A 26,124-nucleotide genomic window follows, 5' to 3' on the forward strand; every position below is an offset into this window, starting at 1 on the left:
AAACACAGTCCACAGGAGGACACCAGTGGCGAAGGCGAAGTTCGAGCGGACTAAGCCGCACGTCAACATCGGCACCATTGGTCACATTGACCACGGTAAGACGACGCTGACCGCGGCCATCACGAAGGTCCTGCACGACAAGTTCCCGGACCTGAACCCCTACACGCCGTTCGATGAGATCGACAAGGCGCCGGAGGAGAAGGCTCGTGGTATCACGATCTCCATCGCGCACGTCGAGTACCAGACCGACAAGCGGCACTACGCGCACGTCGACTGCCCCGGCCACGCGGACTACATCAAGAACATGATCACCGGTGCCGCGCAGATGGACGGCGCGATCCTGGTGGTTGCGGCGACCGACGGCCCGATGCCGCAGACCAAGGAGCACGTGCTCCTGGCCCGCCAGGTCGGCGTTCCGTACATCGTTGTGGCGCTGAACAAGAGCGACATGGTCGACGACGAGGAGCTCCTGGAGCTCGTCGAGCTCGAGGTTCGTGAGCTGCTCAGCACCTACGAGTTCCCGGGCGACGACCTTCCGGTCGTGCGCGTCTCGGCGCTCAAGGCGCTCGAGGGCGACGAGGAGTGGACCGGCAAGCTGCTGGAGCTGATGGACGCGGTCGACACCGCGATCCCGCAGCCCGAGCGCGAGACCGAGAAGCCGTTCCTCATGCCGATCGAGGACGTCTTCACGATCACCGGCCGCGGCACCGTGGTCACCGGTCGCGCGGAGCGCGGCATCCTCAAGCCGAACGAGGAGGTGGAGATCGTCGGCATCCGCGAGAAGTCGATGAAGACGATCTGCACCGGTATCGAGATGTTCCGCAAGGTGCTTGACGAGGCGCGCGCCGGCGAGAACGTCGGTCTGCTCCTCCGCGGCATCAAGCGCGAGGACGTCGAGCGCGGCATGGTCGTCATCAAGCCGGGCACCTCGACTCCGCACACGGAGTTCGAGGGCCAGGTGTACATCCTCTCGAAGGAGGAGGGTGGCCGGCACACGCCGTTCTTCCAGAACTACCGGCCGCAGTTCTACTTCCGTACCACGGACGTGACCGGCGTCGTGACCCTCCCCGAGGGCACCGAGATGGTCATGCCGGGCGACAGCACCTCCATGATGGTGAAGCTGATCCAGCCCATCGCCATGGACCAGGGTCTGAAGTTCGCGATCCGTGAGGGTGGCCGCACCGTCGGCGCCGGCACGGTCACGAAGATCGTCAACTAAGTAAACAGGTACCCCGATTAGCGTTGCCGTTGGGTAATACGGCATACTAGTCAGGTTGCGTCCGCGCGGGGCGGCTGGATGCGCTGTGTCTATACGGCACTGTGTCCAGCCGCCCTCGCCCGGCGTTCGGGGGAAGTTTGATCTTCCGCTGAGCGCCCCGATCCCGGCGGACAAGCTCTTCTGCTGAAGAGGTGCTCCTGAAATATCGGGGGCTGCCTCGTAAAGTCGAGGGCGCAGGGCATTCGCTCCGACGTTCTGGGGCGGAGCGTGAAGTTATAGCGCGACACGCCCGACCGCGGGGGTCGGACAGCACAGGGCCGAGGGTCCTGTGCCCCGGGTCAAATCCGGCCGAGTGAAGAACTTGGCCGAGTCTGATCCGGGGGCATGCCGAGGAGTTCAACTCGGCAGGTAGCGGCATCGAGAGAAGGAAACAGAAGCCACCATGGCGGGACAGAAGATCCGCATCCGGCTCAAGGCCTACGACCACGAGGTGGTCGATTCCTCGGCGCGGAAGATCGTCGAGACGGTGACGCGCACCGGGGCGCAGGTCGCGGGCCCGGTGCCGCTGCCCACGGAGATCAACCGTTTCTGCGTGATCCGTTCGCCGCACAAGTACAAGGACTCGCGCGAGCACTTCGAGATGCGTACGCACAAGCGTCTGATCGACATCATCGACCCGACCCCGAAGACGGTCGACTCGCTTATGCGCCTCGACCTGCCGGCCGGCGTCGACATCGAGATCAAGCTGTAGGGACTGCGAACTCATGGACAGGCAAGTGAAGGGCATCCTGGGCGCCAAGCTCGGCATGACCCAGGTCTGGGACAACAACAAGGTTGTCCCGGTGACCGTGGTGCAGGCCGGCCCGTGCGTCGTGACCCAGGTCCGCACCGCTGACACGGACGGCTACTCCGCGGTCCAGCTGGCGTTCGGTGCGATCGACCCCCGCAAGGCCAACAAGCCGCGGGCCGGTCACTTCGCCAAGGCCGACGTCGCTCCGCGCCGTCACATCGTCGAGCTGCGAACCTCCGACGCCGGCGAGTACTCGCTCGGTCAGGAAGTCACCGTGGACTCGTTCCCGGTTGGTTCCCCGGTCGACGTGACCGGCCGGACCAAGGGCAAGGGCTTTGCCGGTGTCATGAAGCGGCACGGCTTCCACGGTCTCCGCGCGAGCCACGGTGTCGAGCGTAAGCACCGCTCCCCGGGCTCGATCGGCGCCTGCGCGACCCCTGGTCGTGTCTTCAAGGGCGTCCGCATGGCGGGCCGGATGGGCAGCGAGCGATACACCGTGCAGAACCTGACCATTCAGGCGGTCGACGCGGAGAACAACCTGCTGCTCGTCCGTGGTGCCATTCCCGGCCCCAAGGGTGCGCTGATCCTGGTGCGTTCCGCCGCGAAGGCCCCGGTGAAGAAGGGTGCGGTCAAGTGAGCTCCGTTGACGTGCTGAACACCGAGGGCACCAAGGCCGGCTCCGTCGACCTGCCCGCGGACATCTTCGACGTGCAGGCCAACATCCCGCTGATGCACCAGGTCGTGGTGGCTCAGCTGGCGGCCGCCCGCCAGGGCACGCACAAGGTGAAGACCCGCGGTGAGGTCTCCGGCGGTGGCCGTAAGCCTTACAAGCAGAAGGGCACCGGCCGCGCCCGTCAGGGCTCGACCCGTGCGCCGCAGTTCGCCGGCGGTGGCGTCGTGCACGGCCCCGTGCCGCGCGACTACTCGCAGCGGACCCCCAAGAAGATGAAGGCCGCCGCGCTCCGTGGCGCCCTCTCGGACCGGGCCCGCGACGGTGCGCTGCACGTGGTCGAGGCGTTCGTCTCCGGCGAGGCGCCGTCGACGAAGGCCGCGCTGGCCACGCTGCGCAAGGTGACCGAGGAGACCAAGGTTCTGGTCGTGCTCACCAGCGAGGACGAGCTCAACTGGCTCTCGCTGCGCAACGAGCCGACCGTGCACCTTCTCGAGGTCGGGCAGCTCAACACGTACGACGTGCTGAACGCGCTCGCGGTGGTCTTCACCAAGGACGCCCTGGACGAGTTCACGGGCGGCCGCTCCAAGAGCGAGGAGGGTGACAAGTGACCACGATCTCGGATCCGCGCGACATCATCGTCGCGCCGGTGGTCTCTGAGAAGAGCTACAGCGTCCTCGACCAGAACTGGTACACGTTCCTGGTCCACCCGGACGCGAACAAGACCGCCATCAAGATCGCTATCCAGCAGATCTTCAACGTGCGCGTTCTGACCGTGAACACGTCTAACCGCGAGGGCAAGCGGAAGCGGACCAAGACCGGTTTCGGCCAGCGCAAGGCTACGAAGCGCGCCCTGGTGAAGCTGGCTGACGGGGACCGCATCGAGGCCTTCGGCGGCCCGGTCAGCTGAGGGGTGTAGGACATGCCTATTCGTAAGTACAAGCCGACGACGCCGGGCCGCCGTGGTGGCTCCGTCGCGGACTTCGCCGAGATCACGCGCTCCACCCCGGAGAAGTCGCTGCTCGTGCCGCTGCCCAAGAAGGGCGGCCGCAACGCGCACGGCCGGATCACCACCCGGCACCAGGGCGGTGGCCACAAGCGCCAGTACCGCCTGATCGACTTCAAGCGGGCGGACAAGGACGGCGTGCCGGCCAAGGTCGCGCACATCGAGTACGACCCGAACCGCACCGCGCGGATCGCGCTCCTGCACTACCTCGACGGCGAGAAGCGGTACATCCTCGCGCCGAAGGACCTGAAGCAGGGCGACAGGATCGAGGCTGGTGTCGGCGCCGACATCAAGCCGGGCAACAACCTCCCGCTGCGCAACATCCCGGTCGGCACCCAGGTGCACGCCGTGGAGCTGCGCCCGGGTGGCGGGGCCAAGCTGGCCCGCTCGGCCGGCGTGGGCATCCAGCTGCTGGGCCGTGAGGACCAGTACGCGACGCTGCGTATGCCGTCCGGTGAAATCCGGCGTGTCGACGTGCGCTGCCGCGCCACGGTCGGCGAGATCGGCAACGCCGACCAGTCGAACATCAACTGGGGCAAGGCCGGCCGTATGCGGTGGAAGGGCAAGCGCCCGACCGTCCGCGGTGTCGCCATGAACCCGGTTGACCACCCGCACGGTGGTGGTGAGGGCAAGACCTCCGGTGGTCGCCACCCGGTCAACCCGGCTGGTAAGCCCGAGGGCCGTACCCGTCGCAAGGGCCAGGCGAGCGACAAGCTGATCGTCCGCCGCCGCTACGCAACCCGCAAGCGCGGCTGATAGAGACAGCTGGACTGGAGAACTTACATGCCTCGCAGCCTGAAGAAGGGCCCGTTCGTCGACGACCACCTCCTCAAGAAGGTGGAAGTCCAGAACGACAAGGGCTCGAAGAACGTCATCAAGACCTGGTCGCGTCGCTCGACGATCATCCCCGAGATGCTCGGGCACACGATCGCCGTGCACGACGGGCGCAAGCACGTCCCGGTGTTTATCTCCGAGGCCATGGTCGGTCACAAGCTCGGTGAGTTCGCTCTGACCCGCACGTTCAAGGGTCACGAGAAGGACGATCGCAAGAGCCGCCGGCGCTGAGCAGAAGTCACGGATTAGAGGATCAAGGGGTTACAGCGATGCCAGGAAAAGGCGACGCTCCGGTGCTGCCGGGCGCGCGGGCGGTGGCGCGGCACGTCCGCGTCTCGCCGATGAAGGCGCGTCGGGTGGTCGACCTCGTTCGTGGTCTGCCCGCGAAGGAGGCACTCACCGTGCTGCAGTTCGCACCGCAGTCGGCGAGCGAGCCGGTCTACAAGGTGCTGGCCAGCGCGATCGCGAACGCTGAGAACAACGAGCGGCTGGATCCTGACGCGCTGCTGGTCAGCGAGGCGTTTGTGGACGAGGGCCCGACGCTCAAGCGGTTCCGGCCGCGCGCTCAGGGTCGGGCTTACCGCATCCGCAAGCGCACCTGCCACATCACGATTCACGTCGAGGCAGTGGCGCCGAAGGCGCGGCCCGCCAAGAAGGCCGCTGCCAAGAAGGCCGCTCCCGCGGCTGAGCAGCCCAAGAACGAGACGGAGGCGGCCGCGTAATGGGTCAGAAGGTTCACCCGCACGGGTTCCGACTCGGCATCTCGACCGACTGGAAGTCCCGCTGGTTCGCGGACAAGCTCTACAAGGACTACATCGGCGAGGATGTCAAGATCCGCCGCATGATGGCCAAGGGCCTTGAGCGTGCCGGCATCTCCAAGGTGGACATCGAGCGCACCCGTGACCGGGTTCGCGTCGACATCCACACCGCCCGCCCGGGCATCGTCATCGGCCGTAAGGGCGCGGAGGCGGACCGGATCCGTGGCGAGCTGGAGAAGCTCACCGGCAAGCAGGTGCAGCTGAACATCCTCGAGGTCAAGAACCCCGAGTCGGACGCGCAGCTGGTTGCCCAGGGCGTTGCCGAGCAGCTCTCGTCGCGTGTCAGCTTCCGCCGCGCCATGCGCAAGGCGATGCAGTCCGCGATGAAGAACCCGGTCTGCAAGGGCATCCGGGTGCAGGTCTCGGGTCGCCTCGGCGGCGCCGAGATGAGCCGCACGGAGTTCTACCGTGAGGGTCGCGTTCCGCTGCACACGCTGCGGGCCAACATCGAGTACGGCTTCTTCGAGGCCCGTACCACCTTCGGCCGTATCGGCGTGAAGGTCTGGATCTACAAGGGTGACGCCGTGCCGGGCCGCGAGGCCCCGCAGGACACGGCTCCGTCCCGTCCGCGCCGTGAGCGTGGCGACCGGCCCGAGCGGCCGCGTCGTGGTCGGTCCGGTTCGTCCGGCACCACCGCGGGTGGCACCGAGGCCGGTCGCGCGGCTGCCGCCGCGCAGGCCACCGAGTCTTCGTCGGCTCCGGCCGCGGAGACCGCCGCGCCGGCCGCTGAGAAGCAGGAGGGCTGACAGATGCTGATCCCGCGCAAGCCCCCGAAGGGCTTCCGCAAGCCGCACCACCCGGACCGTCACGGTTCGAGCAAGGGCGGCAACCGGGTGGTGTTCGGTGAGTTCGGCATCCAGGCTCTGGAGCCGGCCTACGTCACCAACCGTCAGATCGAGTCGGCTCGTATCGCGATGACCCGTCACATCAAGCGTGGCGGCAAGGTCTGGATCACGGTCTTCCCGGACCAGGCCCTGACCAAGAAGCCGGCTGAGACCCGCATGGGTTCCGGTAAGGGCTCGCCCGAGTGGTGGGTCGCGAACATCAAGCCGGGCCGCGTTCTGTTCGAGATGTCATTCCCGAACGAGGTGACCGCGCGCGAGGCGATGCGCCGCGCGATTCACAAGCTGCCGATGAAGTGCCGCATCGTGAAGCGCGAAGTGGGTGAGGCGTGATGGCAGCCGGTACCAAGGCCACCGAGTTCCGTGAGCTCTCCGAGGACGAGCTGATCGCGAAGCTCAAGGAGGCCAAGGCGGAGCTGTTCAACCTCCGCGTGCAGGGCGCCACGGGGCAGCTCGACAACAACCGGCGGCTGCCTGTCGTCCGCCGGGAGATCGCCCGGATTTACACGATTCTGCGTGAGCGGGAGCTCGGTCTCTCGTCCGCGCCGTCTGAGGTGACTGCCTGATGAGTGAGAACACCCCCGAGACCGCTGAGGTCCGTGGCCGCCGTAAGGTCCGTGAGGGCCTGGTCGTCAGCGACAAGATGGACAAGACCGTCGTTGTCGAGGTCGAGGACCGTGTGAAGCACGCGCTGTACGGCAAGGTCATCCGCCGTACCCGCAAGCTCAAGGTTCACGACGAGCAGAACGCCGCCGGCATCGGCGACCGCGTCTCCCTGATGGAGACCCGGCCGCTGTCCGCCACCAAGCGTTGGCGCATCGTCGAGATCCTCGAAAAGGCGAAGTAGCCCGACAGGTACCGGGGCTTCGGCCCCGGCACGTGTCGGTGCGGGAAATCAGCCCGCGCCTAGCGCGGATCAGGTTCCGCCAAGCTCCGCCCCGGGTGGGCGGAGAACTGGCAGACATAGGAGATAGACGTGATCCAGCAGGAGTCGCGACTTCGTGTCGCCGACAACACTGGTGCCAGGGAGATCCTGTGCATCCGGGTGCTCGGCGGCTCGGGTCGGCGCTACGCGAGCATCGGCGACGTCATCGTGGCCACGGTCAAGGACGCGATCCCGGGCGCCGGTGTCAAGAAGGGCGACGTCGTCAAGGCGGTCGTCGTCCGCACTGCCAAGGAGCGGCGCCGGCCCGACGGGTCGTACATCCGCTTCGACGAGAACGCCGCCGTGATCATCAAGGACGGCGGTGACCCCCGCGGTACCCGTATCTTCGGCCCGGTGGGTCGTGAACTGCGGGACAAGCGGTTCATGAAGATCATTTCGCTCGCCCCGGAGGTGTTGTAGACCGTGAAGGTCAAAAAGGGCGACACGGTCGAGGTCATCGCCGGGAAGGACAAGGGCGTTCGGGGCAAGGTCATTGCGGCCTACCCGCGCCTGGACAAGGTCCTGGTCGAAGGCGTGAACCGCGTCAAGAAGCACGAGCGCATCCAGACCACCCAGCGTGGTGCGAAGACCGGTGGCATCGTCACGCAGGAAGCCCCGGTTCACGTGTCCAACGTGATGGTGGTCGACTCCGACGGCAACCGGACCCGCGTGGGCTACCGGATCGACGAGAACGGTTCCAAGATCCGTATCTCGCGTCGTAACGGCAAGGAACTGTGATGACGGCAGCTACCGAAACCAAGACCCTGCCGCGTCTCAAGGCGCGGTACCGGAACGAGATCATCGCGCAGCTGCGCGAGCAGCACGAGTACGCGAACGCCATGCAGGTCCCCGGTCTGGTGAAGATCGTGGTCAACATGGGTGTCGGCGAGGCTGCCCGCGACGCGAAGCTGATCGACGGCGCCGTCCGCGACCTGGCCACCATCACCGGTCAGAAGCCGCTGATCCGCCGCTCCCGCAAGTCCATCGCGCAGTTCAAGCTGCGTGAGGGCATGCCGATCGGCGCGAAGGTCACCCTTCGCGGCGACCGGATGTGGGAGTTCCTGGACCGGCTGCTGTCGATCGCGCTCCCGCGTATCCGCGACTTCCGCGGACTCGACGGGCGCAAGCTCGACGGCAACGGCAACTACACGTTCGGTCTGACCGAGCAGTCGGTGTTCCACGAGATCGACCAGGACCGGATCGACCGTACCCGGGGCATGGACATCACGGTGGTGACCTCGGCGAAGACCGACGATGAGGGCCGGGCGCTGCTGAAGCTCCTTGGTTTCCCGTTCAAGGAGCAGTGAGCGAGTCATGGCCAAGAAGGCGCTGATCATCAAGGCGGCCGCGAAGCCCAAGTTCGCGGTGCGTGCGTACACCCGTTGCCAGCGTTGTGGCCGGCCGAAGGCCGTCTACCGCAAGTTCGGTCTGTGCCGCGTCTGCATCCGGGAGATGGCCCACCGTGGCGAGCTGCCCGGTGTGTCGAAGGCTTCCTGGTAACCATCCGCCACGCTGCGAATTCACAGAAGACAGTGGCACCTCTTCGCCGTAGGCCCCGGCACATCGCCTGGGAACCCCGGCGAGAAAGGCTGACAAACCAATGACCATGACTGACCCCATCGCAGACATGCTGACGCGTCTGCGTAACGCCAACCAGGCGTATCACGACCGGGTTGCGATGCCCTACTCGAAGATCAAGGCGAACATCGCCGAGGTCCTCCAGGCCGAGGGTTACATCGCCAGCTGGACGGTTGAGAACCCGGATGACGACATCGTCGGCAAGAAGCTGGTGGTCGAGCTGAAGTTTGGCGCGAGCCGCGAGCGCAGCCTTGCCGGCATCCGCCGGGTCTCCAAGCCCGGTCTGCGGGTGTACGCCAAGTCTCCGGAGCTGCCGCGCGTGCTCGGTGGCCTCGGCGTGGCGATCATCTCGACGTCCCAGGGGCTGCTCACCGACCGGCAGGCCCGCAAGCGAGGGGTGGGCGGGGAAGTCCTCGCCTACGTCTGGTGAGGAAGAGCTCTAATGTCGCGAATCGGACGTAAGTCGATCACCGTGCCGGCCAACGTCGATGTCAAGATCGACGGCGCTGTGGTGACGGTGAAGGGCCCGAAGGGTGAGCTGTCGCACACCCTGGCGGAGCCGATCACCGCCCAGCGTGCCGACGACGGCACCATCGAGGTCAGCCGGCCCAATGACGAGCGCAAGGCGAAGGAGCTGCACGGCCTCAGCCGGACGCTCGTCGCCAACATGATCGTCGGCGTGACCGAGGGATACCGGAAGTCGCTGGAGATCAACGGCACCGGTTACCGGGTCACCGCCAAGGGCAGCGACCTCGAGTTCGCCCTCGGTTTCTCGCACCCGGTGGTAGTGCAGCCCCCAGCGGGCATCAGCTTCACCGTCGAGCGCCCCACGCTGTTCCACGTGGCCGGCATCGACAAGCAGCTGGTGGGTGAGGTCTCCGCGAACATTCGCAAGATCCGCCCGCCGGAGCCCTACAAGGGCAAGGGTGTGAAGTACCAGGGCGAGGTCATCCGCCGCAAGGCTGGAAAGGCAGGCAAGAAGTGAGCGCCACGCTGCTCAAGCGCCGCAACGGCGGCGGTGTCGCCGCGAAGCGGGCCGTCGGCCGCGCGCGTCGTCACTTCCGGCTCCGCACCATCGTGCGTGGCACGGAGGCGCGTCCTCGCCTGGTCGTCACCCGTTCGCTGCGGCACATCACGGCTCAGGTCGTGGACGACGACAAGGGCCACACTCTCGCGTCGGCCTCGACGCTGGACGCCACCATCCGCGGCGGGGAGGGCGACAAGAGCGCCCTGGCCGGCAAGGTCGGTTCGCTCCTCGCCGAGCGGGCCAAGGCCGCGGGTGTCAGCAAGGTCGTCTTCGACCGCGGCGGCAACAAGTACGCCGGGCGCATCGCCGCTCTGGCGTCGGCCGCCCGCGAAGCCGGACTCGAGTTCTAGGAAGGAAGACCAATGCCAGGTCAACAGCGCCGAGGCGGCGGGTCCGGTGGCTCTGAAGGTGGCGGCGGCCGTCGCGATGGCCGCGGCCGGGACGGCGGCCGGGGTAACGCTCCGGCCGAGAAGACCCCGCACCTCGAGCGGGTCGTCGCGATCAACCGTGTTGCGAAGGTCGTCAAGGGCGGTCGTCGTTTCAGCTTCACCGCGCTCGTGATCGTGGGCGACGGCGACGGAACCGTCGGTGTCGGCTACGGCAAGGCCAAGGAGGTGCCCGCGGCTATCGCCAAGGGTGTCGAGGAGGCCAAGAAGCACTTCTTCAAGGTGCCGCGCATCGCCGCGTCCATCCCGCACCCGGTGCAGGGTGAGGACGCCGCCGGTGTCGTGCTCCTGAAGCCGGCCTCCGCCGGTACCGGCGTCATCGCCGGTGGCCCGGTGCGTGCCGTGCTGGAGTGCGCGGGCATCCACGACGTGCTCTCGAAGTCGCTGGGCTCGTCGAACCCGATCAACATCGTGCACGCGACCGTGGCGGCTCTGAAGATGCTCGAGTCGCCCGAGGCTGTCGCCGCGCGTCGTGGGCTGCCGGTTGAGGACGTCGCTCCGGCCGCCATGCTCGCTACGCGGGCCGGGGCGGGGGCCTGACATGGCACGCCTCAAGGTGACGCAGCTCCGGTCCACAATCGGTTGCAAGCACAACCAGCGCGAGTCGCTGCGGTCGCTTGGACTGAAGCGGATCAACGATGTGGTGGTCAAGGAGGATCGGCCGGAAATTCGCGGCATGATCTTCGCCGTGAACCACCTCGTGAAGGTCGAGGAGGTGGAGTAGATGGCCATCAGGATTCATGACCTCCAGCCGGCGCCGGGAGCCAAGAAGGCCAAGACCCGCGTGGGTCGTGGTGAGGGCTCCAAGGGCAAGACCGCCGGTCGGGGTACCAAGGGTTCCAAGGCCCGGAAGAACATCTCGGCTGCGTTCGAGGGTGGGCAGATGCCCCTCCACATGCGCCTGCCGAAGCTGAAGGGCTTCAAGAACAAGAACAAGGTCGTGTTCCAGGTGGTGAACCTGGACCGTCTCGCCGAGCTGTTCCCCAAGGGCGGCGAGATCGGCCCGGACGAGCTGGCTGCGGCTGGTGCGGTTCGCCGCGGCCACCCGGTCAAGGTGCTCGGCACGGGTGACCTGAACGGTGTCGCGCTCCAGGTCAAGGCGGACGCGTTCAGCGCGTCGGCCAAGGAGCGGATCGCGGCTGCCGGCGGGTCTGCGACCGAGCTGTAAGTCGGACATGCGTACGAGGGTGCTGAATTCGCCTGCCAGTGGTGGGCGGATCAGCACCCTCGTCGTAGTGTCTGGTGAGGCATCGCTCCGTTAAAAGGGGTGGTGCGGTGTCGATCCGACTACGCCGTGCCGTTAATATCGGGGCCGGTGTATGTGCCCGGCCACGCTGACCGGATACGTCGCCGACTGTTAGAGTCCGTTTCCAGCCCATGGATACGCGGGTGTCGCAACCGGGACCCGCTCCGACCGCCACCGTGGCGGCTACCTCGCGCAGGAGGAAGAAGTTGCTCTCCGCCTTTCTCAGTGCGTTCCGCACGCCTGACCTGCGCAAAAAGCTGCTGTTTACAGTCGCCATCATCGCGGTCTACCGGCTCGGAGCCACACTCCCCAGCCCTGGCGTCTCGTTCAGCAACGTGCAGAAGTGCATCGACATCATGGAGAGCGGGGCTACCAGCGGCGTCTTCTCGCTGCTGAACCTGTTCTCGGGTGGCGCGCTCCTATCGCTCTCGGTCTTCGCGCTGGGCATCATGCCCTACATCACCGCGTCGATCATCCTGCAGCTCCTGACGGTGGTGATCCCCCGTCTGGAGCAGCTCCGCAAGGAGGGGCAGTCCGGGCAGGCGAAGATCACCCAGTACACGCGCTACCTGACGCTCGGCCTGGCGGTCCTGCAGTCCTCGGCCTTCGTTGCCCTGGCGCGGTCCGGTCAGCTGTTCAGCAACCAGTGCGACCAGTTCCCGATCGTGCCGACGACCGAGCTGCCGATGTGGATCACGCTGGTGGCGCTTGTCATCACGATGACCGCCGGCACGGGTGTGGTGATGTGGCTCGGTGAGCTGATCACCGACCGCGGCGTCGGCAACGGCATGTCCGTGCTGATCTTCACCTCGATCGCGGCGCGCCTCCCCAGCGAGGGCTGGGCGATCAAGGAGTCCCGCGGCTGGCCGTGGTTCATCGCGGTCCTCGCGCTGGTGCTGCTGGTCATCACGCTTGTCGTCTTCATCGAGCAGGCACAGCGCCGCATCCCGGTGCAGTACGCCAAGCGCATGATCGGCCGCAAGATGTACGGCGGTACCTCGACGTACATCCCGTTGAAGGTCAACCAGGCCGGTGTCATCCCGGTGATCTTCGCGTCCTCGCTGCTGTACCTGCCCCAGCTGATCCTGCAGTTCTTCGATCAGAACGATCCGGGTCCGGTGCAGTCCTGGGTGCAGAACAACATCGTCGATCCGGCGTCGTGGATCCACATCGTGGTCTACTTCCTGCTGATCATCTTCTTCACGTACTTCTACGTCTCCATCACGTTCAACCCCACCGAGGTTGCGGAGAACATGAAGAAGTACGGCGGGTTTGTTCCCGGCATCCGCCCGGGCAAGCCGACGGCGGACTATCTTGACTTCATCCTTAGTCGGATCACGCTGCCCGGTTCGCTGTACCTTGGTGTGATCTCCATCCTGCCCAACTTCTTCTTCATCTGGCTCGACAACAACCAGTTCCAGAACTTCCCGTTCGGTGGCACCGCGGTGCTCATCATGGTTGGTGTGGGCTTGGAGACGGTGAAGCAGATCGAGAGCCAGCTCATGCAGCGGAACTACGAAGGGTTCCTGCGCTAGTGGGCGGGCGAAACGAGCGAGCGAGCCAGGGGGGCGCATAGGTGAGACTCGTACTGGTTGGTCCCCCGGGGGCGGGCAAAGGGACCCAGGCCGAGTTCATCGCCGCCCACCTGGCCGTGCCGAAGATCTCGACCGGTGACATCTTCCGGGCGAACGTGGCTCAGGGCACGCCGCTCGGGGTCGAGGCCAAGCGCTACATGGACGCCGGCCAGCTGGTCCCGGACGAGGTCACCATCAACATGGTCCGGGAGCGGCTCGCCGAACCCGACTCGGTCGAGGGCTTCCTGCTGGACGGCTTCCCGCGCACCACGCCCCAGGCGAACGCGTTGGACAAGCTGCTTGCCGACCTCGGCACCGCGCTTGACATCGTGCTCGAGCTCGTGGTCGACGACGACGAGGTGATCCGCCGGCTTTCGGGCCGGCGGACCTGCCGTGGTTGCGGAAAGATCTGGCACGTCGAGTTCGACGCGACGTCGCGGGAGGACATCTGCGACAGGTGCGGCGGCGAGCTGTTCCAGCGCGACGACGACAAGGCCGAGACGATTGCGGAGCGGCTGCGGGTGTACGCCCGTGACACCGCGCCGCTCGTCGACTACTTCGGGGCCCAGGGCAAGCTGGTCGGCATCGACGCGACCGGCCCGGTGGAGGACGTCACGGTCCGCGCGATCGACGCGCTGCGGTCCTACGGCGGTTGAGTTCCGCTCCTCCGGGATCGGCGCTTCTCTCGGCGACGACAGACGGCCTTCGGACGATGTATGTGTCCGAAGGCCGCCCGCCGTCTCCGGCCGCCTGTGCCTCACCTGGGTGAACAGGGGTCTGCGCCACTCCCGGCGACGACGGACGGCCATCAGACGATGGATGTTCGGTGGTCGCCCGCGCCTCGACGTGGCATGGTCGGGTGGGGACCGGCGGCCGGGCCGCCAGGGTGCTGCTGAGCGGCGCCGACATACGCACGAGAGTCAGAGGGTACGCATGCGCCGCCAGCAGCTGAAGATTCAGCTGAAGACCACGGACCAGATAGTCAAGATGCGGGCCGCAGGGCTCGTGGTGGCTGAGGCCCTGGAGCAGATGCGGCAAGCGGTCGCGCCCGGCGTCTCCACGGCTGACCTGGACGCCATCGCGGAGAAGGTCATCCGGGACGCCGGTGCGACGCCCTCGTTCAAGGGCTACCACGGTTACCCGGCCTCGATCTGCTCCTCGGTCAACGAGCAGATCGTGCACGCGATCCCGTCCGAGAAGCAGGTGCTCCAGGAGGGCGACCTGATCTCCATCGACTGCGGCGCGGTGCTCGACGGCTGGCACGGCGACTCGGCCATCACGGTCGGCGTCGGCGAGGTGCGGCCGGAGCTGACGAAGATGGCGGCGGTCGCGGAGGACGCGATGTGGGCCGGGCTGGCGGCTGCGGCCCAGGGCGCCGCGTCCGGGCGGGGCAAGCTCTCCGACATCTCCTACGCGGTCGAGCGCGCGGTACGCGCCGGCGGGCGTTACGGGATCGTCGAGGGGTACGGCGGGCACGGCATCGGCACCGAGATGCACCAGGACCCGCATGTGCTCAACTACGGCCGGCCGGGGCGGGGCATCTCGCTCACCAACGGCCTGTGCCTGGCGATCGAGCCGATGATCACGCTGGGCTCGCCCAAGTCGGTGGAGCTCTCTGACGGCTGGACCGTGATCACCCGGGACCGGTCCGCGGCCGCGCACGTCGAGCACTCGATGGCGCTGCTTGAGGACGGCATCTGGGTGCTGACCGCGGTCGACGGCGGCCGGGAACGCCTCGGTGATCTGGTGACCTCCCGCCAGTCCTGACCCGCTCTCACCCGGCGGCGCGCGGCGGCACGTGCAGATCGCGGCGGCCGCCGCCGGCGCTCCTTCGCGCACGCCCGCCGGGTTCCCGGCAGCGGCGGGAGGACGGCGCCGGCCGTACCCACAGATGATCTTGATTTGGTTTGCCAGGCGGTGCCATGCTGGTACGCATGGGGCGCGAGGAGATGCGGGCGGCCGACGCTGATCGCGAGGCGGTGGCGGATCGGCTGCGGATCGCGCTCAACGAGGGCCGGATCGATCTGGCGGAGTTCGACGAGCGGCTGGGGCGCGCCTACGGGGCGAAGACCTACGGCGAGCTGGACGGGCTGCTGACCGACCTGCCGGGTGTGACGCCCGCGGAGCGGCAGGGGCTCGCGGTCGCCCCGGGGTCCGGAGTGCCGGTCCAGGGTGGTCTGCGTTACCCCGGGGCGACGCAGCGCTGGCTTGTGGAGAACTGGACGCCCTATCTGAGCGTGGTCGGCCTGACGGTTTTCATCTGGGGTGTGCCGCCGCTGATCGGTGGTGGCGACCTGTCCTACTTCTGGCCGTTCTGGGTGGCGGGCCCGTGGGGTGTCATCCTGCTGATCAGCACGCTGACCGGGCTGGCGAACGGTGAGCCCCAGCGGTGGGCCGCGAAGCAGGAGCGGAAGCGGCGCAAGAAGGCCGCCAAGGACGACTCCGACGAGTGATTTGTCCCGATACATCCGGTTATCGGAGGTGCGCGACACACCCGACCGCGGGATGCGCGACCTCGGTTTGGTGTCGATGTTACGTGCGGCGTACACTCGTTGATTGGCGCGCAGCGTCCACTCCGTCGTGTCTATCAGCGCTTCGATGACCGAGGGAGCCGCGGCTGGCGTAGGGCCTTTTGGCCCTGCGAAACGGCGTTGCGTGCAAGTCCCATAACCGAACGTCAGGTAGCGGAGGATATGCCGAAGAAAGACGGAGCCATCGAGATCGAAGGCCGAGTGATCGAGCCACTGCCGAACGCAATGTTCCGGGTGGAGCTCGCCAACGGTCACAAGGTGCTGGCTCACATCAGCGGCAAGATGCGGCAGCACTACATCCGCATTCTGCCCGAGGACCGGGTCGTGGTGGAACTCTCTCCATACGATCTCACTCGTGGGCGCATCGTCTATCGGTACAAGTAGGCCCACCGCTGACTGATCGACGGGTCCGGGAAATTCCTGTGTCCGTCACCCGTGCCTCGCCGGACGGCCGCTTTCGCTGTGCCGGGGAACACGGATGAACAGTAAGGCGCACCGTGAAGGTCAAGCCGAGCGTCAAGAAGATCTGCCAGAAGTGCCGCGTCATCCGTCGGCACGGCCGGGTCATGGTTATTTGCGAGGACCCGCGCCACAAGCAGCGCCAGGGCTGATTCTGGCAACGGGGCTAGACGCGGCCCCAGGCATCACCTGATTGAGATCGTTCCCGCCGCGATTCGTCGCGGTGCACCCCCGGTCGGAGGCCGGGGCCCCGCACGGGCAATGCGGGCTGTCGACGACAGCACGCGAGAGCGGGGAAGGGAACGGCGCAGACCTCCGCGAATAGAACACGAGGAGTACGCCCGCACATGGCACGTCTAGTCGGCGTCGACCTCCCCCGCGAAAAGCGGATGGAGATCGCGCTCACCTACATCTTCGGGGTCGGACGGACCCGCGCCGTCGAGGCGCTCGCCGCCACCGGCATCGACCCGAACAAGCGCGCCAAGGACCTCACCGATGAGGAAGTCGTGCAGCTGCGCGACTACATCGAGGGGAACTTCAAGGTAGAGGGCGACCTGCGCCGCGAGGTCGCCGCGGATATTCGCCGCAAGGTCGAGATCGGCTGCTACGCCGGCATCCGGCACCGTCGGGGTCTTCCGGTCCGTGGACAGCGGACCCGGACGAACGCTCGTACCCGCAAGGGCCCGAAGCGCACCGTCGCCGGCAAGAAGAAGCCCGGCAAGAAGTAGTAAGTCCAGATCTCACCCATATAGGAGCGCAGAGAACTTATGCCACCCAAGGCACGCGCTGGGGCCGCAGTCAAGAAGGTCCGGCGCAAGGAACGAAAGAACGTCGCCCACGGGCAGGCGCACATCAAGAGCACCTTCAACAACACCATCGTCTCCATCACGGACCCGACCGGTGCTGTCATCTCCTGGGCCTCGGCCGGCCAGGTGGGCTTCAAGGGCTCTCGCAAGTCGACTCCGTTCGCCGCGCAGATGGCCGCCGAGGCCGCCGCGCGTCGCGCGATGGAGCACGGCATGCGCAAGGTCGACGTGTTCGTCAAGGGCCCCGGCTCCGGCCGTGAGACCGCCATCCGTTCGCTGCAGGCCGTCGGCCTTGAGGTCGGGCAGATTTCCGACGTCACGCCGCAGCCGCACAACGGATGCCGTCCGCCCAAGCGTCGCCGGGTCTGAGAGGTAGAGGAAGAAGATGGCTCGTTACACGGGTGCCGACTGCCGCCGCTGCCGGCGGGAGAAGATGAAGCTGTTCCTCAAGGGCAGCAAGTGCGACGGACCGAAGTGCCCCTTCGAGTCCCGTCCGTTCCCGCCCGGCCAGCACGGCCGTGGTCGGACCAAGGAGTCGGAGTACCTGCTCCAGCACCGTGAGAAGCAGAAAGCCCGCCGTGTGTACGGCGTGCTGGAGAAGCAGTTCCGCGGTTACTACGACGAGGCTGTCTCCAAGAAGGGCAAGACCGGTGAGGTCCTGCTCCAGATCCTGGAGACCCGTCTCGACAACGCCGTTTACCGTGCCGGGTGGGCTTCCTCCCGCGACATGGCGCGGCAGCTGGTCAAGCACGGTCACTTCCTGGTGAACGGCAAGAAGGTCGACATCCCGTCGTACCGGATCAAGGAGCACGACATCATCGAGGTCCGCGAGAAGTCTCGCGAGATGACCCCGTTCGTTGTCGCATCGGCGCAGGCCGGCTCCCGGACGGTCCCGGCATGGCTGGAGTCGATCCCAAGCCAGTTCAAGGTTCTGGTTCACGCTCTCCCGAGCCGGCAGGTCATTGACACGCAGGTCCAGGAGCAGCTGATCGTCGAGCTTTACTCGAAGTAAGGCTGTTGTCCGGCGGCGCCTCTCGGGGCGCCGCCGGTCGTCAAATTCGGGCAGCAAATAGCGGCTGCCCCGAACGAAAGAAGAAGTTCTGTGCTTATCACCCAGCGGCCGGCTCTCTCCGAGGAGCCGATCAGCGAGACCCGCTCGAAGTTCATCATCGAGCCGCTCGAGCCCGGCTTCGGCTACACGCTCGGCAACTCGCTCCGGCGTACCCTGCTCTCCTCGATCCCGGGTGCGGCCGTCACCAGCATCAAGGTCGACGGCGTGCTGCACGAGTTCACCACGATCCCGGGCGTCAAGGAGGACGTGGTCGAGCTCGTCATGAACGTCAAGGAGCTGTGCGTCAGCTCCGAGCACGACGAGCCCGTCAGCATGTACCTGCGCAAGCAGGGTCCGGGCGACGTCACCGCGGGCGACATCCAGCCCCCGGCCGGCGTCTCGGTGCACAACCCCGACCTGAAGCTGGCCACGCTGAACGGCAAGGGCCGGCTCGACATGGAGCTGACCGTCGAGCGGGGCCGTGGTTACGTCACCGCCGCGCAGAACAAGCAGTCCGGCGCCGAGATCGGGCGGATCCCCGTCGACTCGATCTACACGCCGGTGATGAAGGTGACCTACCGCGTCGAGGCCACCCGTGTCGAGCAGCGCACGGACTTCGACCGTCTGATCATCGACGTCGAGACCAAGGCGTCCATCTCTCCCCGTACCGCGCTGGCGTCCGCCGGTTCGACCCTTGTCGAGCTGTTCGGTCTCTGCCGCGAGCTGGACGAGACCGCCGAGGGCATCGACATCGGCCCGTCGCCGCAGGACGCGCAGCTCGCTGCCGACCTGGCGCTCCCGATCGAGGAACTGGACCTCACGGTCCGCTCCTACAACTGCCTCAAGCGCGAGGGAATCAACACCGTCGGCGAACTCATCGGTCGCACGGAAGCTGATCTCTTGGATATAAGGAATTTCGGGCAGAAGAGCATCGACGAGGTCAAGATGAAGCTGGCCGGCATGGGCCTGGGCCTGAAGGACTCCGCGCCTTCCTTCGACCCGACCAACGTCGTGGACTCGTTCGGCGAGGTCGACTACGACAGCGACGACTACCGCGAGACCGAGCAGCTGTAACTTTCCCCGCCGGCTCTGACGATCGCCGGCTTGAATCTGTAGCGAATCCGGGAGCACCGAAATGCCCACGCCTACCAAGGGAGCCCGCCTCGGCGGCGGCCCCGCGCACGAGAAGCACATCCTGGCCAACCTGGCCACGGAGCTTTTCCGGCACGGGAAGATCAAGACGACCGAAGCCAAGGCCCGGCGGCTGCGTCCGCTGGCCGAGCAGCTCATCACCAAGGCCAAGCGCGGTGACCTCCACTCGCGTCGGCGGGTGCTGACCGTCGTCACCGACAAGGACGTGGTCTTCGAGCTGTTCGACAAGATCGCCCCGCGGTTCGAGAACCGTCCCGGTGGCTACACCCGGATCGTGAAGACCGGGCCGCGCCGCGGCGACGCCGCTCCGATGGCGATCATCGAGCTGGTCGAGGCGCTCGAGGTCGCGGCCGTCACCGGCCCGTCCAAGGCCGCCAAGAAGGCCGCGAAGCAGCAGGACAAGGTCGAGGCCCTGACCCGCGAGGAGGAGCCGCCGGCGACGACCTCCACCGCCGCGGCGTCGACCGCCGACGCGGACTCGGACACCGACCAGGACGCTGACGCTCCGGTCTCCGCGTCCGGTGACAAGGACGCCGACGGCCCCGGCACGCAGGCCGAGGGCGACGACAAGTAAGACTGTTTTTCCGGGCCCGGTCGCTTCGGCGACCGGGCCCGCTCTCTTTGAGGAGCATTCAATGCCGCGGGTACGTCTGGACGTCGCCTACGACGGGACCGACTTCTCCGGGTGGGCCGTGCAGCCCGCGCGGCGGACGGTCGCGGGCGAACTGCTGGCCGCGCTCGGACGGCTCTTCGGAGACGTTCCCTTCGGGATGGTCGTCGCCGGCCGGACCGACGCGGGCGTACACGCAACCGGCCAGGTCTGCCACGTCGACCTGCCCGCCTCCTGGTCCGACGTGCAGTCCACGCTGCTCCGGCGCCTCGCGGGCGTGCTCCCCGGCGACGTGCGCGTGCACGCGGCCACCGAGGTGCCGGACTCGTTCGACGCGCGGTTCTCCGCCACGTTCCGCCGCTACCACTACCGGGTCACGGACGCGGTGCACGGCGCGGAGCCGCTGCGCCGCCACGACACGCTCGCCTGGCCCCGCCCGCTCGACCCGGCGCTGCTCAACGCGGCCGCGGCCGGGCTGCTCGGCGAGCACGACTTCGCCGCGTTCTGCCGCCGCAAGGAGCACGCCACCACGGTGCGGGCGATCAACCGTCTGGAGTGGGGCCGCGACCTCGACGGCGTGCTGTTCGCGACAGTGCAGGCCGACGCGTTCTGCCAGGCCATGGTGCGCAGCCTGGTCGGCGCCATGCTTCACGTCGGTGACGGCCGCCGCCCCGCGGAGTGGCCGGCCTCGCTGCTCCGGCTGACCGCGCGGTCCAGCGAGGTCACTGTCGCGCCCGCGCACGGGCTGACGCTTGTCGCGGTCGGCTACCCGTCCGCGTCCGAGTTCGCGGCGCGTGCGGACGCGACCCGGCGCCTCCGCACGCTCACGACCTGACCCGCTACTTCGGGAGCGGCTGGGTGGCCCGCTTCTCAAGCACGTTGTTGCGCAGGTGCAGCTCAACCATGTCGTAGAGGATCCGGCGCGCGTCCGGGTCACCGTCGATGATCTTCTCGCCGTCCGCGCGCGCGATCACGCAGTACGCCAGGTAGTGCCCGCGGATGTTCCACCCCACCTGCGCGGACGACAGCTCCACCGCCTCGGTGCCCGCGCCCGCGTTCAAGCCGGAGAAACGGCCCTTCTGGCCGTCGACCATCGCCTTGATCTGCTCGTGCGCCCACTTCGCGCCGGTCTCGTCCTCCAAATTGAACACGCCCGCCGTCACCAGATAGCCGTTGTCGGGCGAGCGCATGGTGCCGCGTACCACCTGGTTGCAGCCGAGATCGATGAGCAGCTGCGGGATGTCGCCGGCCGCGGCCTTGCCGCAGTCGTCAAGCTGTTCCGTCTTCAGCACCTGGTAGGGCGGCTCCTGCGGGGTGATCGCGATCGTGTCCGCCGGGAACACCTCGTTCGTCGTCAGCGGCTCGCCGTCCACACCCCGCGACGTGATGTCCCGTGGCTGCGAGGTCGCCTGCGGATTCGCGTTCGACGCCTGCGCGTCCCGCCCGTTGTTCCGCTCATCCGCCAGGATGAAGAACGAACTCAGCCCGCACACGCTGACCAGCACCAACGCCGCGAGCACGCCCACCAGCATCTGCCACGGCTTCCGCGGCTCCGCCGCCGGCGCGGCCTCCCCTTCGGTCCCGCCCGCCGGCCGCTGCGGCCCGATCGGCGCCAGGCTTTCAGGCTTTCCAGGCTGCGAGGGTACGACCGAGGGCTGCTTGAGCCGGGCGACGCTGCTCGGCGTGCGGCTCGCCAGGTCGGTACCCGGGGCATGGTCGCCGGCGTCGAGAGGCGGGGCGGTGGCAGGTGTGGCAGGCCGGTGGCCGCCGGAGGCCTCCGGCCGCTGACCGGGCCGGTAGACGCCGGAGGCAGCCGGGACCTGACCGAAGGCGGCGCCGGTGCGGTGACCACCGGAGGCGTCGGGCTGCGGTCCGGCACCGTAGGCGCCGGAGGCATCGGGGCCGTTGGTGGTGCCGGGCGCGCCGGACCGGTAGGCGGCGGGGGCGACCGAGGCTTGGGCGCTGCCGGGGCGGATGCCGCCCGAGGCGTCCGGGCGCTGACGGTCGGGGCGGTACAGGGCGTTCGGGCCGTCAAGCGGTGGGTTGGCCGTGCCGGTCGGTGGGTGTGCCGTGCCGGTCGGATGGGCCGGGGCGGAGCCTGGGATGCGGGCGACAGCCGGTCCGGAGCCTGGGATGCGCGCGGCGGCCGGTCCTGAGCCTGGGCCGGGGACGGCGGCGGATGCCGATCCTGAGCCGGGGGCGGCGGCCGATGCGCGTCCGGGTGGCTGGGTGCGTCCGGGCACGGAGGCGCCGCCCCGCGCGGACGGCACCGGCGCGCCGCCGGAGATCGGGGCGTCCGCGGAGATCGGGGTGTTTCCGGCGAGTGGGATGCGTCCGGAGACAGAGGCGCTAGCGGCGATCGGGGGCGTGCCGGGGCCGGTGAGGGCTGGATTGCCGCTGGACGGTCCGGCACCTGGTGGCACTCGACCGGCCATGCCCTGTGGCGGCCGCGCCGAGCCCTGTGCGGGGCCGCCGCCGGCGACCGGGGGTGTGCCGGAGCTGGAGAGGGCTGGATTGCCGCTGGACGGTCCGGCGCTCGACGGCACCCGACCGGCCATGCCCTGCGGTGGCCGCGCCGAGCCCTGTGCGGGGGCGCCACCGGCGACCGGGGGCGTGCCGGGGCCGGAGAGGGCTGGATTGCCGCTGGACGGCTCGGCGCCCGACGGCACCCGACCGGCCATGCCCTGTGGCGGCCGCGCCGAGCCTTGTGCGGGGCGACCGGCGGGTTGCCCGGTGTGTTCCGTGGCACGGGGAATCTGAGCGCCTGGTCCGCCCTGAGCGCCTGGTCCGCCCTGAGCGCCCGGTCCGCCTCGAGCGCCGCGAGGGCCGTGCGGTCCGCCGGGCGGGGGAGTCGCTGAGGCGCGGGCGCTTGAACGGCCGGTGATCTCGTGCGGGACCTGCGCGGGGATCGCACCCCGTCCGGGCCTGTTGTTCTCCCCCGTACGGTGGTCGTCCTGCGGCCCGGCCGGCGTGGTGCGACCATCTCGCGGCCGCACCGGTCCTGCCGCGCTCCGCCCACCGGGCGCTTCGGGTCCGCCGCCGCGCCGCTCGGCGGGAGGGCTGTTCCACGGTCCCGGCCCGCGATCGGCCGCGTCACCGTTTGTCGCGATCCGTGCGCGTTCCCCTGTGGACGAGAACCTGCCTCGCGGATCGTGCCCATGCTGCCCCGCGCCCCGTCCCGGCGGCGTCGACCAGGCGGGTGGCATGTCATCGGCACCAGCCGGTCGGCCGCTGACGTCGCCCCCGCGTCGAACTGCGGATTCGCCTGGGCGGCCGGCGGATTCACGGTTCGGTCGGCGATCGGCCGATTCGTTGCTCGTCCGGCGTCCAGCCGGTTCGCCGACTGCACGTCGACCGGCGGGCTCGTCGACCTCGCGCCGCCCGGCAGGCTGATCCACCCGGCGCTGTCCGGCGGGCTGATCAACCGAACGCCGTCCGGCGGGCTGGTCCACCGAGGGCTGTCCGGCGGGCTGATCGATCGAGGGCTGTCCGGCGGGCTGGTCGATCGGGCGCTGTCCGGCTGGCGTCTCCGGCGCGGCCCGGCGGCCGGAGAAGGCCTCGGGAAGCGTGTGCGAACCGCTGGAACCCGCGCTCTGCGCAGTGCGTTGCCCGGGTGCCGCTCCGGAACGCGTATGCGAGCCCGTCGGACCCTCCGGCGCCGCGCGGCGACCGGCCGGGGCCTGGGAAGGGGCGGTGCGGTGGCCGGGCATGGGTTCGGGCAGCGCGTGGGAGCCGCTCGCCTCGGCCGCTTGTGCCGGGCGACGGCCAGCTGCGGCGTCGGGCAGTGCGTGGGAGCCGCTGACCTCGGGCGGTCGTGCGGCGCGGCGCCCGGTCGCGGCATCAGGTGGCGTGCGGAAATCGGAGACGCCGGACTCCGGCGCGGCGCGGCGCCCAGACGGGTCCGCGGGCAGCGCATGCGACCCGCTGGCACCAGGCTCACGCGCGGCCCGCCGCCCTCCGGACTCGTCCGGAGCGGTGCGCCGTCCTGTGGGCTGGCCCTGCGCGGCTCGCCGGCCTGCCGGCTCGTCGGGCGTGGTGCGTCGTTGTGGGGGATCGTCTGGTGCGGCGGCTCGTCGGCCGCTCGGCTCATCTGACGCGGTGCGTCGTTCTGCCGGCTCCTCCGGTGCGGCTCGCCGGCCTGTGGGCGCGTCCGGCGTGGTGCGTCGTCCTGTGGGCTCGTCCTGCGCGGCGCGTCGGCCGTTCGACCCCTCCAACGGGGTGCGTCGTGCTGAGGCGTCTTCCGGTGCAGCTCGTCGGCCTGCGGGCTCGTCTGGTGTGGCTCGTCGGCCTGCCGGTTCGTCCGGTGTGACTCGTCGGCCTGCGGGCACGACTGGTGCGGCCCGCCGGACCGCCGGCTCGTCCTGTGCGGCTCGCCGGCCACCAGCCACCCGATTCCCACCGGAACCGCTCGGCGGCACCTGCCACGAACCGGATACGGCTTCACCCCCGTCGGGCGCCGCGCGCCTGGCGGTGCGGGACTCGTCCGGTGCCGCTCGTCGCCCACCCTGACCCGGAGCACTTCCGGCGGCTCCCGGCGCCCCCTGCCTTCCACCACCGACCGCCGGTCGTGGATCGGCGGTCGGAGGCTCCTGCGGTGCCGCTCGCCGGCCTCTTGCCGCTGCTTCGCCATCGGTGTCGGGGGCGGCACGCCGCCCGCCCGGAGGAGAGGACCACGCGCTGTCCGGCGTGGCCCGGCGTGCGGCAGCCGCATCCTCAGGCGCGGCCCGGCGTCCGGCGGTCGCACTCTCAGGCGCGGCCCGGCGTCCGGCGGGTGCATCTTCCGGCGCGGCTCGCCGACCGGCATCAGGCGGCTCGTCCGCGCTGCGCCGCCCCGGCTGCGCCGCCCCGCTCACGCGTGCCCGCTGTTCTGCCGGCCCGGGGTTGTCGGGTGCCGCGCGCCGGCCGGTCGGCTCGCTTCCGGCGGCCTGGCGGATTAGGGCCGCGGCATCGTCACGGGTCGTCTGATGGTCGCTGGACGCGCCGGCTGCTGCGACGGATGCGGCATCGCCCTGGCCTGTCCTCTGCCCGGCCGATCCGGAACCGGTGGAGGCCCTGCCCGCCGACTCGGGTGCGGCGCGCCGGCCGGTCCGGGTCTCGGGAACGCCCCGTCCACCGGCGGCCTCGCCGGCGCTCGGGAGGACTGCTTCCAGGCCGCCCGGGCTTCGCCGAGCATGCTCTCCGACTCCTGGCCCCGACGACATGGGGCCGATGCCTCGCCGGCCCGTGATCTGCCCGGATGCAGCGTCGCTGCCAGCGGAGATGGCAGGAGCGGAGGTGACAGAAGAGGGAAGGACGGGAGCGGTGCGGCGGCCCGTGGCCCGCTCCGTCAGCGCCGCCGAATCGGCGGCGATCCCGTCCGCCAGGCCCTCTACGCCCGATCCCAGAGCGATCATGCCGTCACCCGGTCGTCCGGCGGCGATAGGTTCCCCCGGTTTCGCCCGGCGGCGGCCTCCGGTCGCCTCTGGCGCACGCCGCCGCCCGCCCAGCCCGGAGCCGGAAGCCAGCCCGGAGCCGGAAGCCAACCCGGAGCCGGAAGCCAGCCCAGAGCCCGAACCCGGCCCGGCGGCTGCAGGATCGTCGTAGGACGGCACATAGTCCGAGGTCGCGGGGTTGGCGCGGCGTGGGGAAACTCCGCGGTCGGTGTCCCAGAGCGTGACGTCGGGCCCGGGGATGTTGAGGGCGGACCAGTCGCCGGCGGCACGGCGTGAGCGGGGCTCGTGTTCCGCGGGTGGGCGACCGTCCTCCGCCTCGCCGTGCTGCCCGTACGCCATGTCGCACAGGGTAATGGACATTCCGGTCTGTGCGCCTCTATCCACATAGCGCGCGAGTCGACATATTGGACAAATTACTCTATCCGGGCGGTGGAGGGTGGATTCCGTCGCTCGTGAGCGGGAGGGAAGAATGCGGGGCGTGACCGCCGAGCATTACTTCAGCGCTGAGCCCGCCGCCCCCGCGGCGCGGCACGAGGTGTCGTTCACCGTCCACGAGCGGGACTATGCGCTCGTCGCGGCGCGTGGCGTATTCTCGGCGGCCCGGCTGGACCCCGGAACGGCCGTTCTGCTTAAAAAGGCAATTCTCCCCGAACCGGGCGCATCTGGCGTGTTCCTCGATCTCGGGTGCGGCTTCGGCCCGATCACGGCCGTGCTGGCAACCGAGGTGCCGTCCGCGACCGTCTACGCGGTGGATGTCAACGCGCGTGCCCGCGAGCTCACGGCGGAGAACGCGGCACGCCTCGGCGCCACGAGCCGGGTCCGGGTGGGCGCCCCTGACGACGTACCAGCTGATGTGGTCTTCGATCAGATCTGGAGCAACCCGCCGATCCGCGTCGGCAAGGCGGAGATGCACGACATGCTCGCCCGCTGGCTGCCCCGGCTGGCGCCGGACGGGGTGGCGTGGCTGGTCATCGCGCGGCACCTGGGCGGCGACTCGCTGCACCAGTGGCTGGTGGACCTCGGCTGGGAGGTCGAGCGGCACGCGAGCCAGAAGGGCTTCCGGGTGCTGCGCGTCAGTCGCGCCTGACCGACGTCGAGGCACGAAAAA

The 26,124-nt window shown here is 68.8% G+C and carries 36 protein-coding genes; 35 read left to right on the forward strand and 1 reads right to left on the reverse strand.

What is annotated here, in order from left to right:
* Positions 1–25: 25 nt before the first annotated feature.
* The 34 genes from tuf to truA all read left to right on the forward strand — a co-directional run bounded on the left by tuf (position 26) and on the right by truA (position 20,419).
* Positions 26–1,219: an elongation factor Tu gene (gene tuf / locus ACIA8K_RS09000; RefSeq protein ID WP_396056585.1), complete on the forward strand. Its 1,194-nt coding sequence runs from the start codon at positions 26–28 to the stop codon at positions 1,217–1,219.
* 442 nt (positions 1,220–1,661) lie between these two features.
* Complete coding sequence (rpsJ, locus tag ACIA8K_RS09005) at positions 1,662–1,970, forward strand: 30S ribosomal protein S10 (protein ID WP_007073037.1); 309 nt, start codon at positions 1,662–1,664, stop codon at positions 1,968–1,970.
* Positions 1,971–1,983: 13 nt separating this feature from the next.
* Positions 1,984–2,646, forward strand: coding sequence for a 50S ribosomal protein L3 (gene rplC / locus ACIA8K_RS09010; RefSeq protein WP_396056588.1), 663 nt, complete (start codon positions 1,984–1,986; stop codon positions 2,644–2,646).
* Entirely contained in the window at positions 2,643–3,290 is a 648-nt protein-coding gene (gene rplD, locus ACIA8K_RS09015) for a 50S ribosomal protein L4 (protein ID WP_396056590.1), read from the forward strand. Before rplC ends, rplD begins: the two co-directional genes overlap by 4 nt.
* On the forward strand, positions 3,287–3,589 hold the full coding sequence (gene rplW / locus ACIA8K_RS09020) for a 50S ribosomal protein L23 (protein WP_033342860.1): 303 nt from the start codon (positions 3,287–3,289) through the stop codon (positions 3,587–3,589). Before rplD ends, rplW begins: the two co-directional genes overlap by 4 nt.
* Positions 3,590–3,601: 12 nt before the next feature.
* On the forward strand, positions 3,602–4,441 hold the full coding sequence (gene rplB, locus ACIA8K_RS09025) for a 50S ribosomal protein L2 (protein ID WP_396056593.1): 840 nt from the start codon (positions 3,602–3,604) through the stop codon (positions 4,439–4,441).
* A 27-nt stretch (positions 4,442–4,468) separates the two neighbouring features.
* Entirely contained in the window at positions 4,469–4,750 is a 282-nt protein-coding gene (rpsS, locus tag ACIA8K_RS09030; protein ID WP_396056595.1) for a 30S ribosomal protein S19, read from the forward strand.
* Positions 4,751–4,788: 38 nt separating this feature from the next.
* Positions 4,789–5,241 carry a 50S ribosomal protein L22 gene (gene rplV, locus ACIA8K_RS09035; RefSeq protein ID WP_396056597.1) on the forward strand — a complete coding sequence of 151 codons (453 nt, stop codon included), beginning with the start codon at positions 4,789–4,791 and terminating at the stop codon, positions 5,239–5,241.
* Positions 5,241–6,083 carry a 30S ribosomal protein S3 gene (rpsC, locus tag ACIA8K_RS09040; protein ID WP_396056599.1) on the forward strand — a complete coding sequence of 281 codons (843 nt, stop codon included), beginning with the start codon at positions 5,241–5,243 and terminating at the stop codon, positions 6,081–6,083. Before rplV ends, rpsC begins: the two co-directional genes overlap by 1 nt.
* A 3-nt stretch (positions 6,084–6,086) precedes the next feature.
* Positions 6,087–6,512 (forward strand): 50S ribosomal protein L16, encoded by a 426-nt coding sequence (gene rplP, locus ACIA8K_RS09045; protein ID WP_396056601.1) that lies wholly within the window; start codon positions 6,087–6,089, stop codon positions 6,510–6,512.
* Positions 6,512–6,745 carry a 50S ribosomal protein L29 gene (rpmC, locus tag ACIA8K_RS09050; RefSeq protein ID WP_396056603.1) on the forward strand — a complete coding sequence of 78 codons (234 nt, stop codon included), beginning with the start codon at positions 6,512–6,514 and terminating at the stop codon, positions 6,743–6,745. Before rplP ends, rpmC begins: the two co-directional genes overlap by 1 nt.
* Positions 6,745–7,026, forward strand: a complete 282-nt coding sequence (gene rpsQ / locus ACIA8K_RS09055; protein ID WP_396056605.1) for a 30S ribosomal protein S17 — start codon at positions 6,745–6,747, stop codon at positions 7,024–7,026. Before rpmC ends, rpsQ begins: the two co-directional genes overlap by 1 nt.
* Positions 7,027–7,155: 129 nt before the next feature.
* The gene (gene rplN, locus ACIA8K_RS09060; protein WP_007465279.1) at positions 7,156–7,524 is read left to right on the forward strand and encodes a 50S ribosomal protein L14; all 369 of its coding nucleotides are present in this window, start codon (positions 7,156–7,158) and stop codon (positions 7,522–7,524) included.
* Between the two features lie 3 nt (positions 7,525–7,527).
* On the forward strand, positions 7,528–7,842 hold the full coding sequence (rplX, locus tag ACIA8K_RS09065; protein ID WP_396056608.1) for a 50S ribosomal protein L24: 315 nt from the start codon (positions 7,528–7,530) through the stop codon (positions 7,840–7,842).
* Positions 7,842–8,411: a 50S ribosomal protein L5 gene (rplE, locus tag ACIA8K_RS09070; RefSeq protein WP_396056610.1), complete on the forward strand. Its 570-nt coding sequence runs from the start codon at positions 7,842–7,844 to the stop codon at positions 8,409–8,411. Before rplX ends, rplE begins: the two co-directional genes overlap by 1 nt.
* Positions 8,412–8,418: 7 nt before the next feature.
* On the forward strand, positions 8,419–8,604 hold the full coding sequence (locus tag ACIA8K_RS09075) for a type Z 30S ribosomal protein S14 (RefSeq protein ID WP_090787931.1): 186 nt from the start codon (positions 8,419–8,421) through the stop codon (positions 8,602–8,604).
* Positions 8,605–8,704: 100 nt separating this feature from the next.
* Positions 8,705–9,112 (forward strand): 30S ribosomal protein S8, encoded by a 408-nt coding sequence (gene rpsH / locus ACIA8K_RS09080; protein WP_396056613.1) that lies wholly within the window; start codon positions 8,705–8,707, stop codon positions 9,110–9,112.
* A 12-nt stretch (positions 9,113–9,124) separates the two neighbouring features.
* Positions 9,125–9,667, forward strand: coding sequence for a 50S ribosomal protein L6 (gene rplF, locus ACIA8K_RS09085; RefSeq protein ID WP_396056615.1), 543 nt, complete (start codon positions 9,125–9,127; stop codon positions 9,665–9,667).
* Between the two features lie 8 nt (positions 9,668–9,675).
* Positions 9,676–10,059, forward strand: a complete 384-nt coding sequence (rplR, locus tag ACIA8K_RS09090; protein WP_396056738.1) for a 50S ribosomal protein L18 — start codon at positions 9,676–9,678, stop codon at positions 10,057–10,059.
* A 12-nt stretch (positions 10,060–10,071) separates the two neighbouring features.
* The gene (rpsE, locus tag ACIA8K_RS09095; RefSeq protein ID WP_396056617.1) at positions 10,072–10,695 is read left to right on the forward strand and encodes a 30S ribosomal protein S5; all 624 of its coding nucleotides are present in this window, start codon (positions 10,072–10,074) and stop codon (positions 10,693–10,695) included.
* Position 10,696: 1 nt separating this feature from the next.
* Complete coding sequence (rpmD, locus tag ACIA8K_RS09100; protein WP_033342849.1) at positions 10,697–10,879, forward strand: 50S ribosomal protein L30; 183 nt, start codon at positions 10,697–10,699, stop codon at positions 10,877–10,879.
* A complete protein-coding gene (rplO, locus tag ACIA8K_RS09105; RefSeq protein ID WP_396056620.1) occupies positions 10,880–11,323 on the forward strand; it encodes a 50S ribosomal protein L15 in 444 nt (147 codons plus the stop codon).
* Between the two features lie 284 nt (positions 11,324–11,607).
* Positions 11,608–12,936 carry a preprotein translocase subunit SecY gene (gene secY, locus ACIA8K_RS09110; protein ID WP_396056622.1) on the forward strand — a complete coding sequence of 443 codons (1,329 nt, stop codon included), beginning with the start codon at positions 11,608–11,610 and terminating at the stop codon, positions 12,934–12,936.
* Between the two features lie 41 nt (positions 12,937–12,977).
* Positions 12,978–13,631 carry an adenylate kinase gene (locus ACIA8K_RS09115; RefSeq protein ID WP_396056624.1) on the forward strand — a complete coding sequence of 218 codons (654 nt, stop codon included), beginning with the start codon at positions 12,978–12,980 and terminating at the stop codon, positions 13,629–13,631.
* Positions 13,632–13,908: 277 nt separating this feature from the next.
* Entirely contained in the window at positions 13,909–14,742 is an 834-nt protein-coding gene (map, locus tag ACIA8K_RS09120) for a type I methionyl aminopeptidase (protein WP_396056626.1), read from the forward strand.
* A gap of 167 nt (positions 14,743–14,909) precedes the next feature.
* Positions 14,910–15,428: a DUF1707 domain-containing protein gene (locus tag ACIA8K_RS09125; RefSeq protein ID WP_396056628.1), complete on the forward strand. Its 519-nt coding sequence runs from the start codon at positions 14,910–14,912 to the stop codon at positions 15,426–15,428.
* A 240-nt stretch (positions 15,429–15,668) separates the two neighbouring features.
* Positions 15,669–15,890 carry a translation initiation factor IF-1 gene (gene infA, locus ACIA8K_RS09130; RefSeq protein ID WP_007073013.1) on the forward strand — a complete coding sequence of 74 codons (222 nt, stop codon included), beginning with the start codon at positions 15,669–15,671 and terminating at the stop codon, positions 15,888–15,890.
* Between the two features lie 113 nt (positions 15,891–16,003).
* Positions 16,004–16,117 carry a 50S ribosomal protein L36 gene (gene rpmJ / locus ACIA8K_RS09135; RefSeq protein ID WP_396056631.1) on the forward strand — a complete coding sequence of 38 codons (114 nt, stop codon included), beginning with the start codon at positions 16,004–16,006 and terminating at the stop codon, positions 16,115–16,117.
* Positions 16,118–16,312: 195 nt separating this feature from the next.
* Positions 16,313–16,693: a 30S ribosomal protein S13 gene (gene rpsM / locus ACIA8K_RS09140; protein ID WP_306837834.1), complete on the forward strand. Its 381-nt coding sequence runs from the start codon at positions 16,313–16,315 to the stop codon at positions 16,691–16,693.
* 39 nt (positions 16,694–16,732) lie between these two features.
* Positions 16,733–17,140, forward strand: a complete 408-nt coding sequence (gene rpsK, locus ACIA8K_RS09145; RefSeq protein WP_033342844.1) for a 30S ribosomal protein S11 — start codon at positions 16,733–16,735, stop codon at positions 17,138–17,140.
* Positions 17,141–17,156: 16 nt separating this feature from the next.
* On the forward strand, positions 17,157–17,783 hold the full coding sequence (gene rpsD, locus ACIA8K_RS09150; protein WP_396056636.1) for a 30S ribosomal protein S4: 627 nt from the start codon (positions 17,157–17,159) through the stop codon (positions 17,781–17,783).
* 90 nt (positions 17,784–17,873) lie between these two features.
* The gene (locus ACIA8K_RS09155) at positions 17,874–18,896 is read left to right on the forward strand and encodes a DNA-directed RNA polymerase subunit alpha (RefSeq protein ID WP_396056638.1); all 1,023 of its coding nucleotides are present in this window, start codon (positions 17,874–17,876) and stop codon (positions 18,894–18,896) included.
* A gap of 61 nt (positions 18,897–18,957) precedes the next feature.
* Positions 18,958–19,548, forward strand: coding sequence for a 50S ribosomal protein L17 (gene rplQ / locus ACIA8K_RS09160; RefSeq protein ID WP_396056640.1), 591 nt, complete (start codon positions 18,958–18,960; stop codon positions 19,546–19,548).
* Between the two features lie 61 nt (positions 19,549–19,609).
* Positions 19,610–20,419, forward strand: a complete 810-nt coding sequence (gene truA / locus ACIA8K_RS09165; protein WP_396056643.1) for a tRNA pseudouridine(38-40) synthase TruA — start codon at positions 19,610–19,612, stop codon at positions 20,417–20,419.
* Between the two features lie 4 nt (positions 20,420–20,423).
* Here the strand turns inward: truA and ACIA8K_RS09170 are convergent, their stop codons facing one another.
* Positions 20,424–22,265 carry a hypothetical protein gene (locus ACIA8K_RS09170; RefSeq protein ID WP_396056645.1) on the reverse strand — a complete coding sequence of 614 codons (1,842 nt, stop codon included), beginning with the start codon at positions 22,263–22,265 and terminating at the stop codon, positions 20,424–20,426.
* A gap of 3,229 nt (positions 22,266–25,494) precedes the next feature.
* Between ACIA8K_RS09170 and ACIA8K_RS09175 the strand changes: the two genes are divergently transcribed.
* Positions 25,495–26,103, forward strand: a complete 609-nt coding sequence (locus ACIA8K_RS09175) for a class I SAM-dependent methyltransferase (RefSeq protein WP_396056647.1) — start codon at positions 25,495–25,497, stop codon at positions 26,101–26,103.
* Positions 26,104–26,124: the final 21 nt, after the last annotated feature.

It is taken from the genome of Catenuloplanes sp. NPDC051500 (assembly GCF_044454585.1).
GTDB lineage: Bacteria > Actinomycetota > Actinomycetes > Mycobacteriales > Micromonosporaceae > Catenuloplanes.

Bases quoted from the DNA above. Each gene is read 5' to 3' on its own strand.
- rpmD (WP_033342849.1), top strand. From the start codon at position 10,697: ATGGCACGCCTCAAGGTGACGCAGCTCCGGTCCACAATCGGTTGCAAG.
- rplC (WP_396056588.1), top strand. From the start codon at position 1,984: ATGGACAGGCAAGTGAAGGGCATCCTGGGCGCCAAGCTCGGCATGACC.
- ACIA8K_RS09125 (WP_396056628.1), top strand. From the start codon at position 14,910: ATGGGGCGCGAGGAGATGCGGGCGGCCGACGCTGATCGCGAGGCGGTG.
- infA (WP_007073013.1), top strand. From the start codon at position 15,669: ATGCCGAAGAAAGACGGAGCCATCGAGATCGAAGGCCGAGTGATCGAG.
- rpsK (WP_033342844.1), top strand. From the start codon at position 16,733: ATGCCACCCAAGGCACGCGCTGGGGCCGCAGTCAAGAAGGTCCGGCGC.
- rpsJ (WP_007073037.1), top strand. From the start codon at position 1,662: ATGGCGGGACAGAAGATCCGCATCCGGCTCAAGGCCTACGACCACGAG.
- rplE (WP_396056610.1), top strand. From the start codon at position 7,842: ATGACGGCAGCTACCGAAACCAAGACCCTGCCGCGTCTCAAGGCGCGG.
- rpsC (WP_396056599.1), top strand. From the start codon at position 5,241: ATGGGTCAGAAGGTTCACCCGCACGGGTTCCGACTCGGCATCTCGACC.
- rpsE (WP_396056617.1), top strand. From the start codon at position 10,072: ATGCCAGGTCAACAGCGCCGAGGCGGCGGGTCCGGTGGCTCTGAAGGT.
- rplO (WP_396056620.1), top strand. From the start codon at position 10,880: ATGGCCATCAGGATTCATGACCTCCAGCCGGCGCCGGGAGCCAAGAAG.
- rplF (WP_396056615.1), top strand. From the start codon at position 9,125: ATGTCGCGAATCGGACGTAAGTCGATCACCGTGCCGGCCAACGTCGAT.
- rpsH (WP_396056613.1), top strand. From the start codon at position 8,705: ATGACCATGACTGACCCCATCGCAGACATGCTGACGCGTCTGCGTAAC.
- rpsM (WP_306837834.1), top strand. From the start codon at position 16,313: ATGGCACGTCTAGTCGGCGTCGACCTCCCCCGCGAAAAGCGGATGGAG.
- truA (WP_396056643.1), top strand. From the start codon at position 19,610: ATGCCGCGGGTACGTCTGGACGTCGCCTACGACGGGACCGACTTCTCC.
- rpsS (WP_396056595.1), top strand. From the start codon at position 4,469: ATGCCTCGCAGCCTGAAGAAGGGCCCGTTCGTCGACGACCACCTCCTC.
- rplV (WP_396056597.1), top strand. From the start codon at position 4,789: ATGCCAGGAAAAGGCGACGCTCCGGTGCTGCCGGGCGCGCGGGCGGTG.
- rplB (WP_396056593.1), top strand. From the start codon at position 3,602: ATGCCTATTCGTAAGTACAAGCCGACGACGCCGGGCCGCCGTGGTGGC.
- rpsD (WP_396056636.1), top strand. From the start codon at position 17,157: ATGGCTCGTTACACGGGTGCCGACTGCCGCCGCTGCCGGCGGGAGAAG.
- rpmC (WP_396056603.1), top strand. From the start codon at position 6,512: ATGGCAGCCGGTACCAAGGCCACCGAGTTCCGTGAGCTCTCCGAGGAC.
- rplP (WP_396056601.1), top strand. From the start codon at position 6,087: ATGCTGATCCCGCGCAAGCCCCCGAAGGGCTTCCGCAAGCCGCACCAC.
- rpsQ (WP_396056605.1), top strand. From the start codon at position 6,745: ATGAGTGAGAACACCCCCGAGACCGCTGAGGTCCGTGGCCGCCGTAAG.
- rplQ (WP_396056640.1), top strand. From the start codon at position 18,958: ATGCCCACGCCTACCAAGGGAGCCCGCCTCGGCGGCGGCCCCGCGCAC.
- map (WP_396056626.1), top strand. From the start codon at position 13,909: ATGCGCCGCCAGCAGCTGAAGATTCAGCTGAAGACCACGGACCAGATA.
- ACIA8K_RS09170 (WP_396056645.1), bottom strand. From the start codon at position 22,265: ATGGCCGGTCGGGTGCCGTCGGGCGCCGAGCCGTCCAGCGGCAATCCA.
- ACIA8K_RS09075 (WP_090787931.1), top strand. From the start codon at position 8,419: ATGGCCAAGAAGGCGCTGATCATCAAGGCGGCCGCGAAGCCCAAGTTC.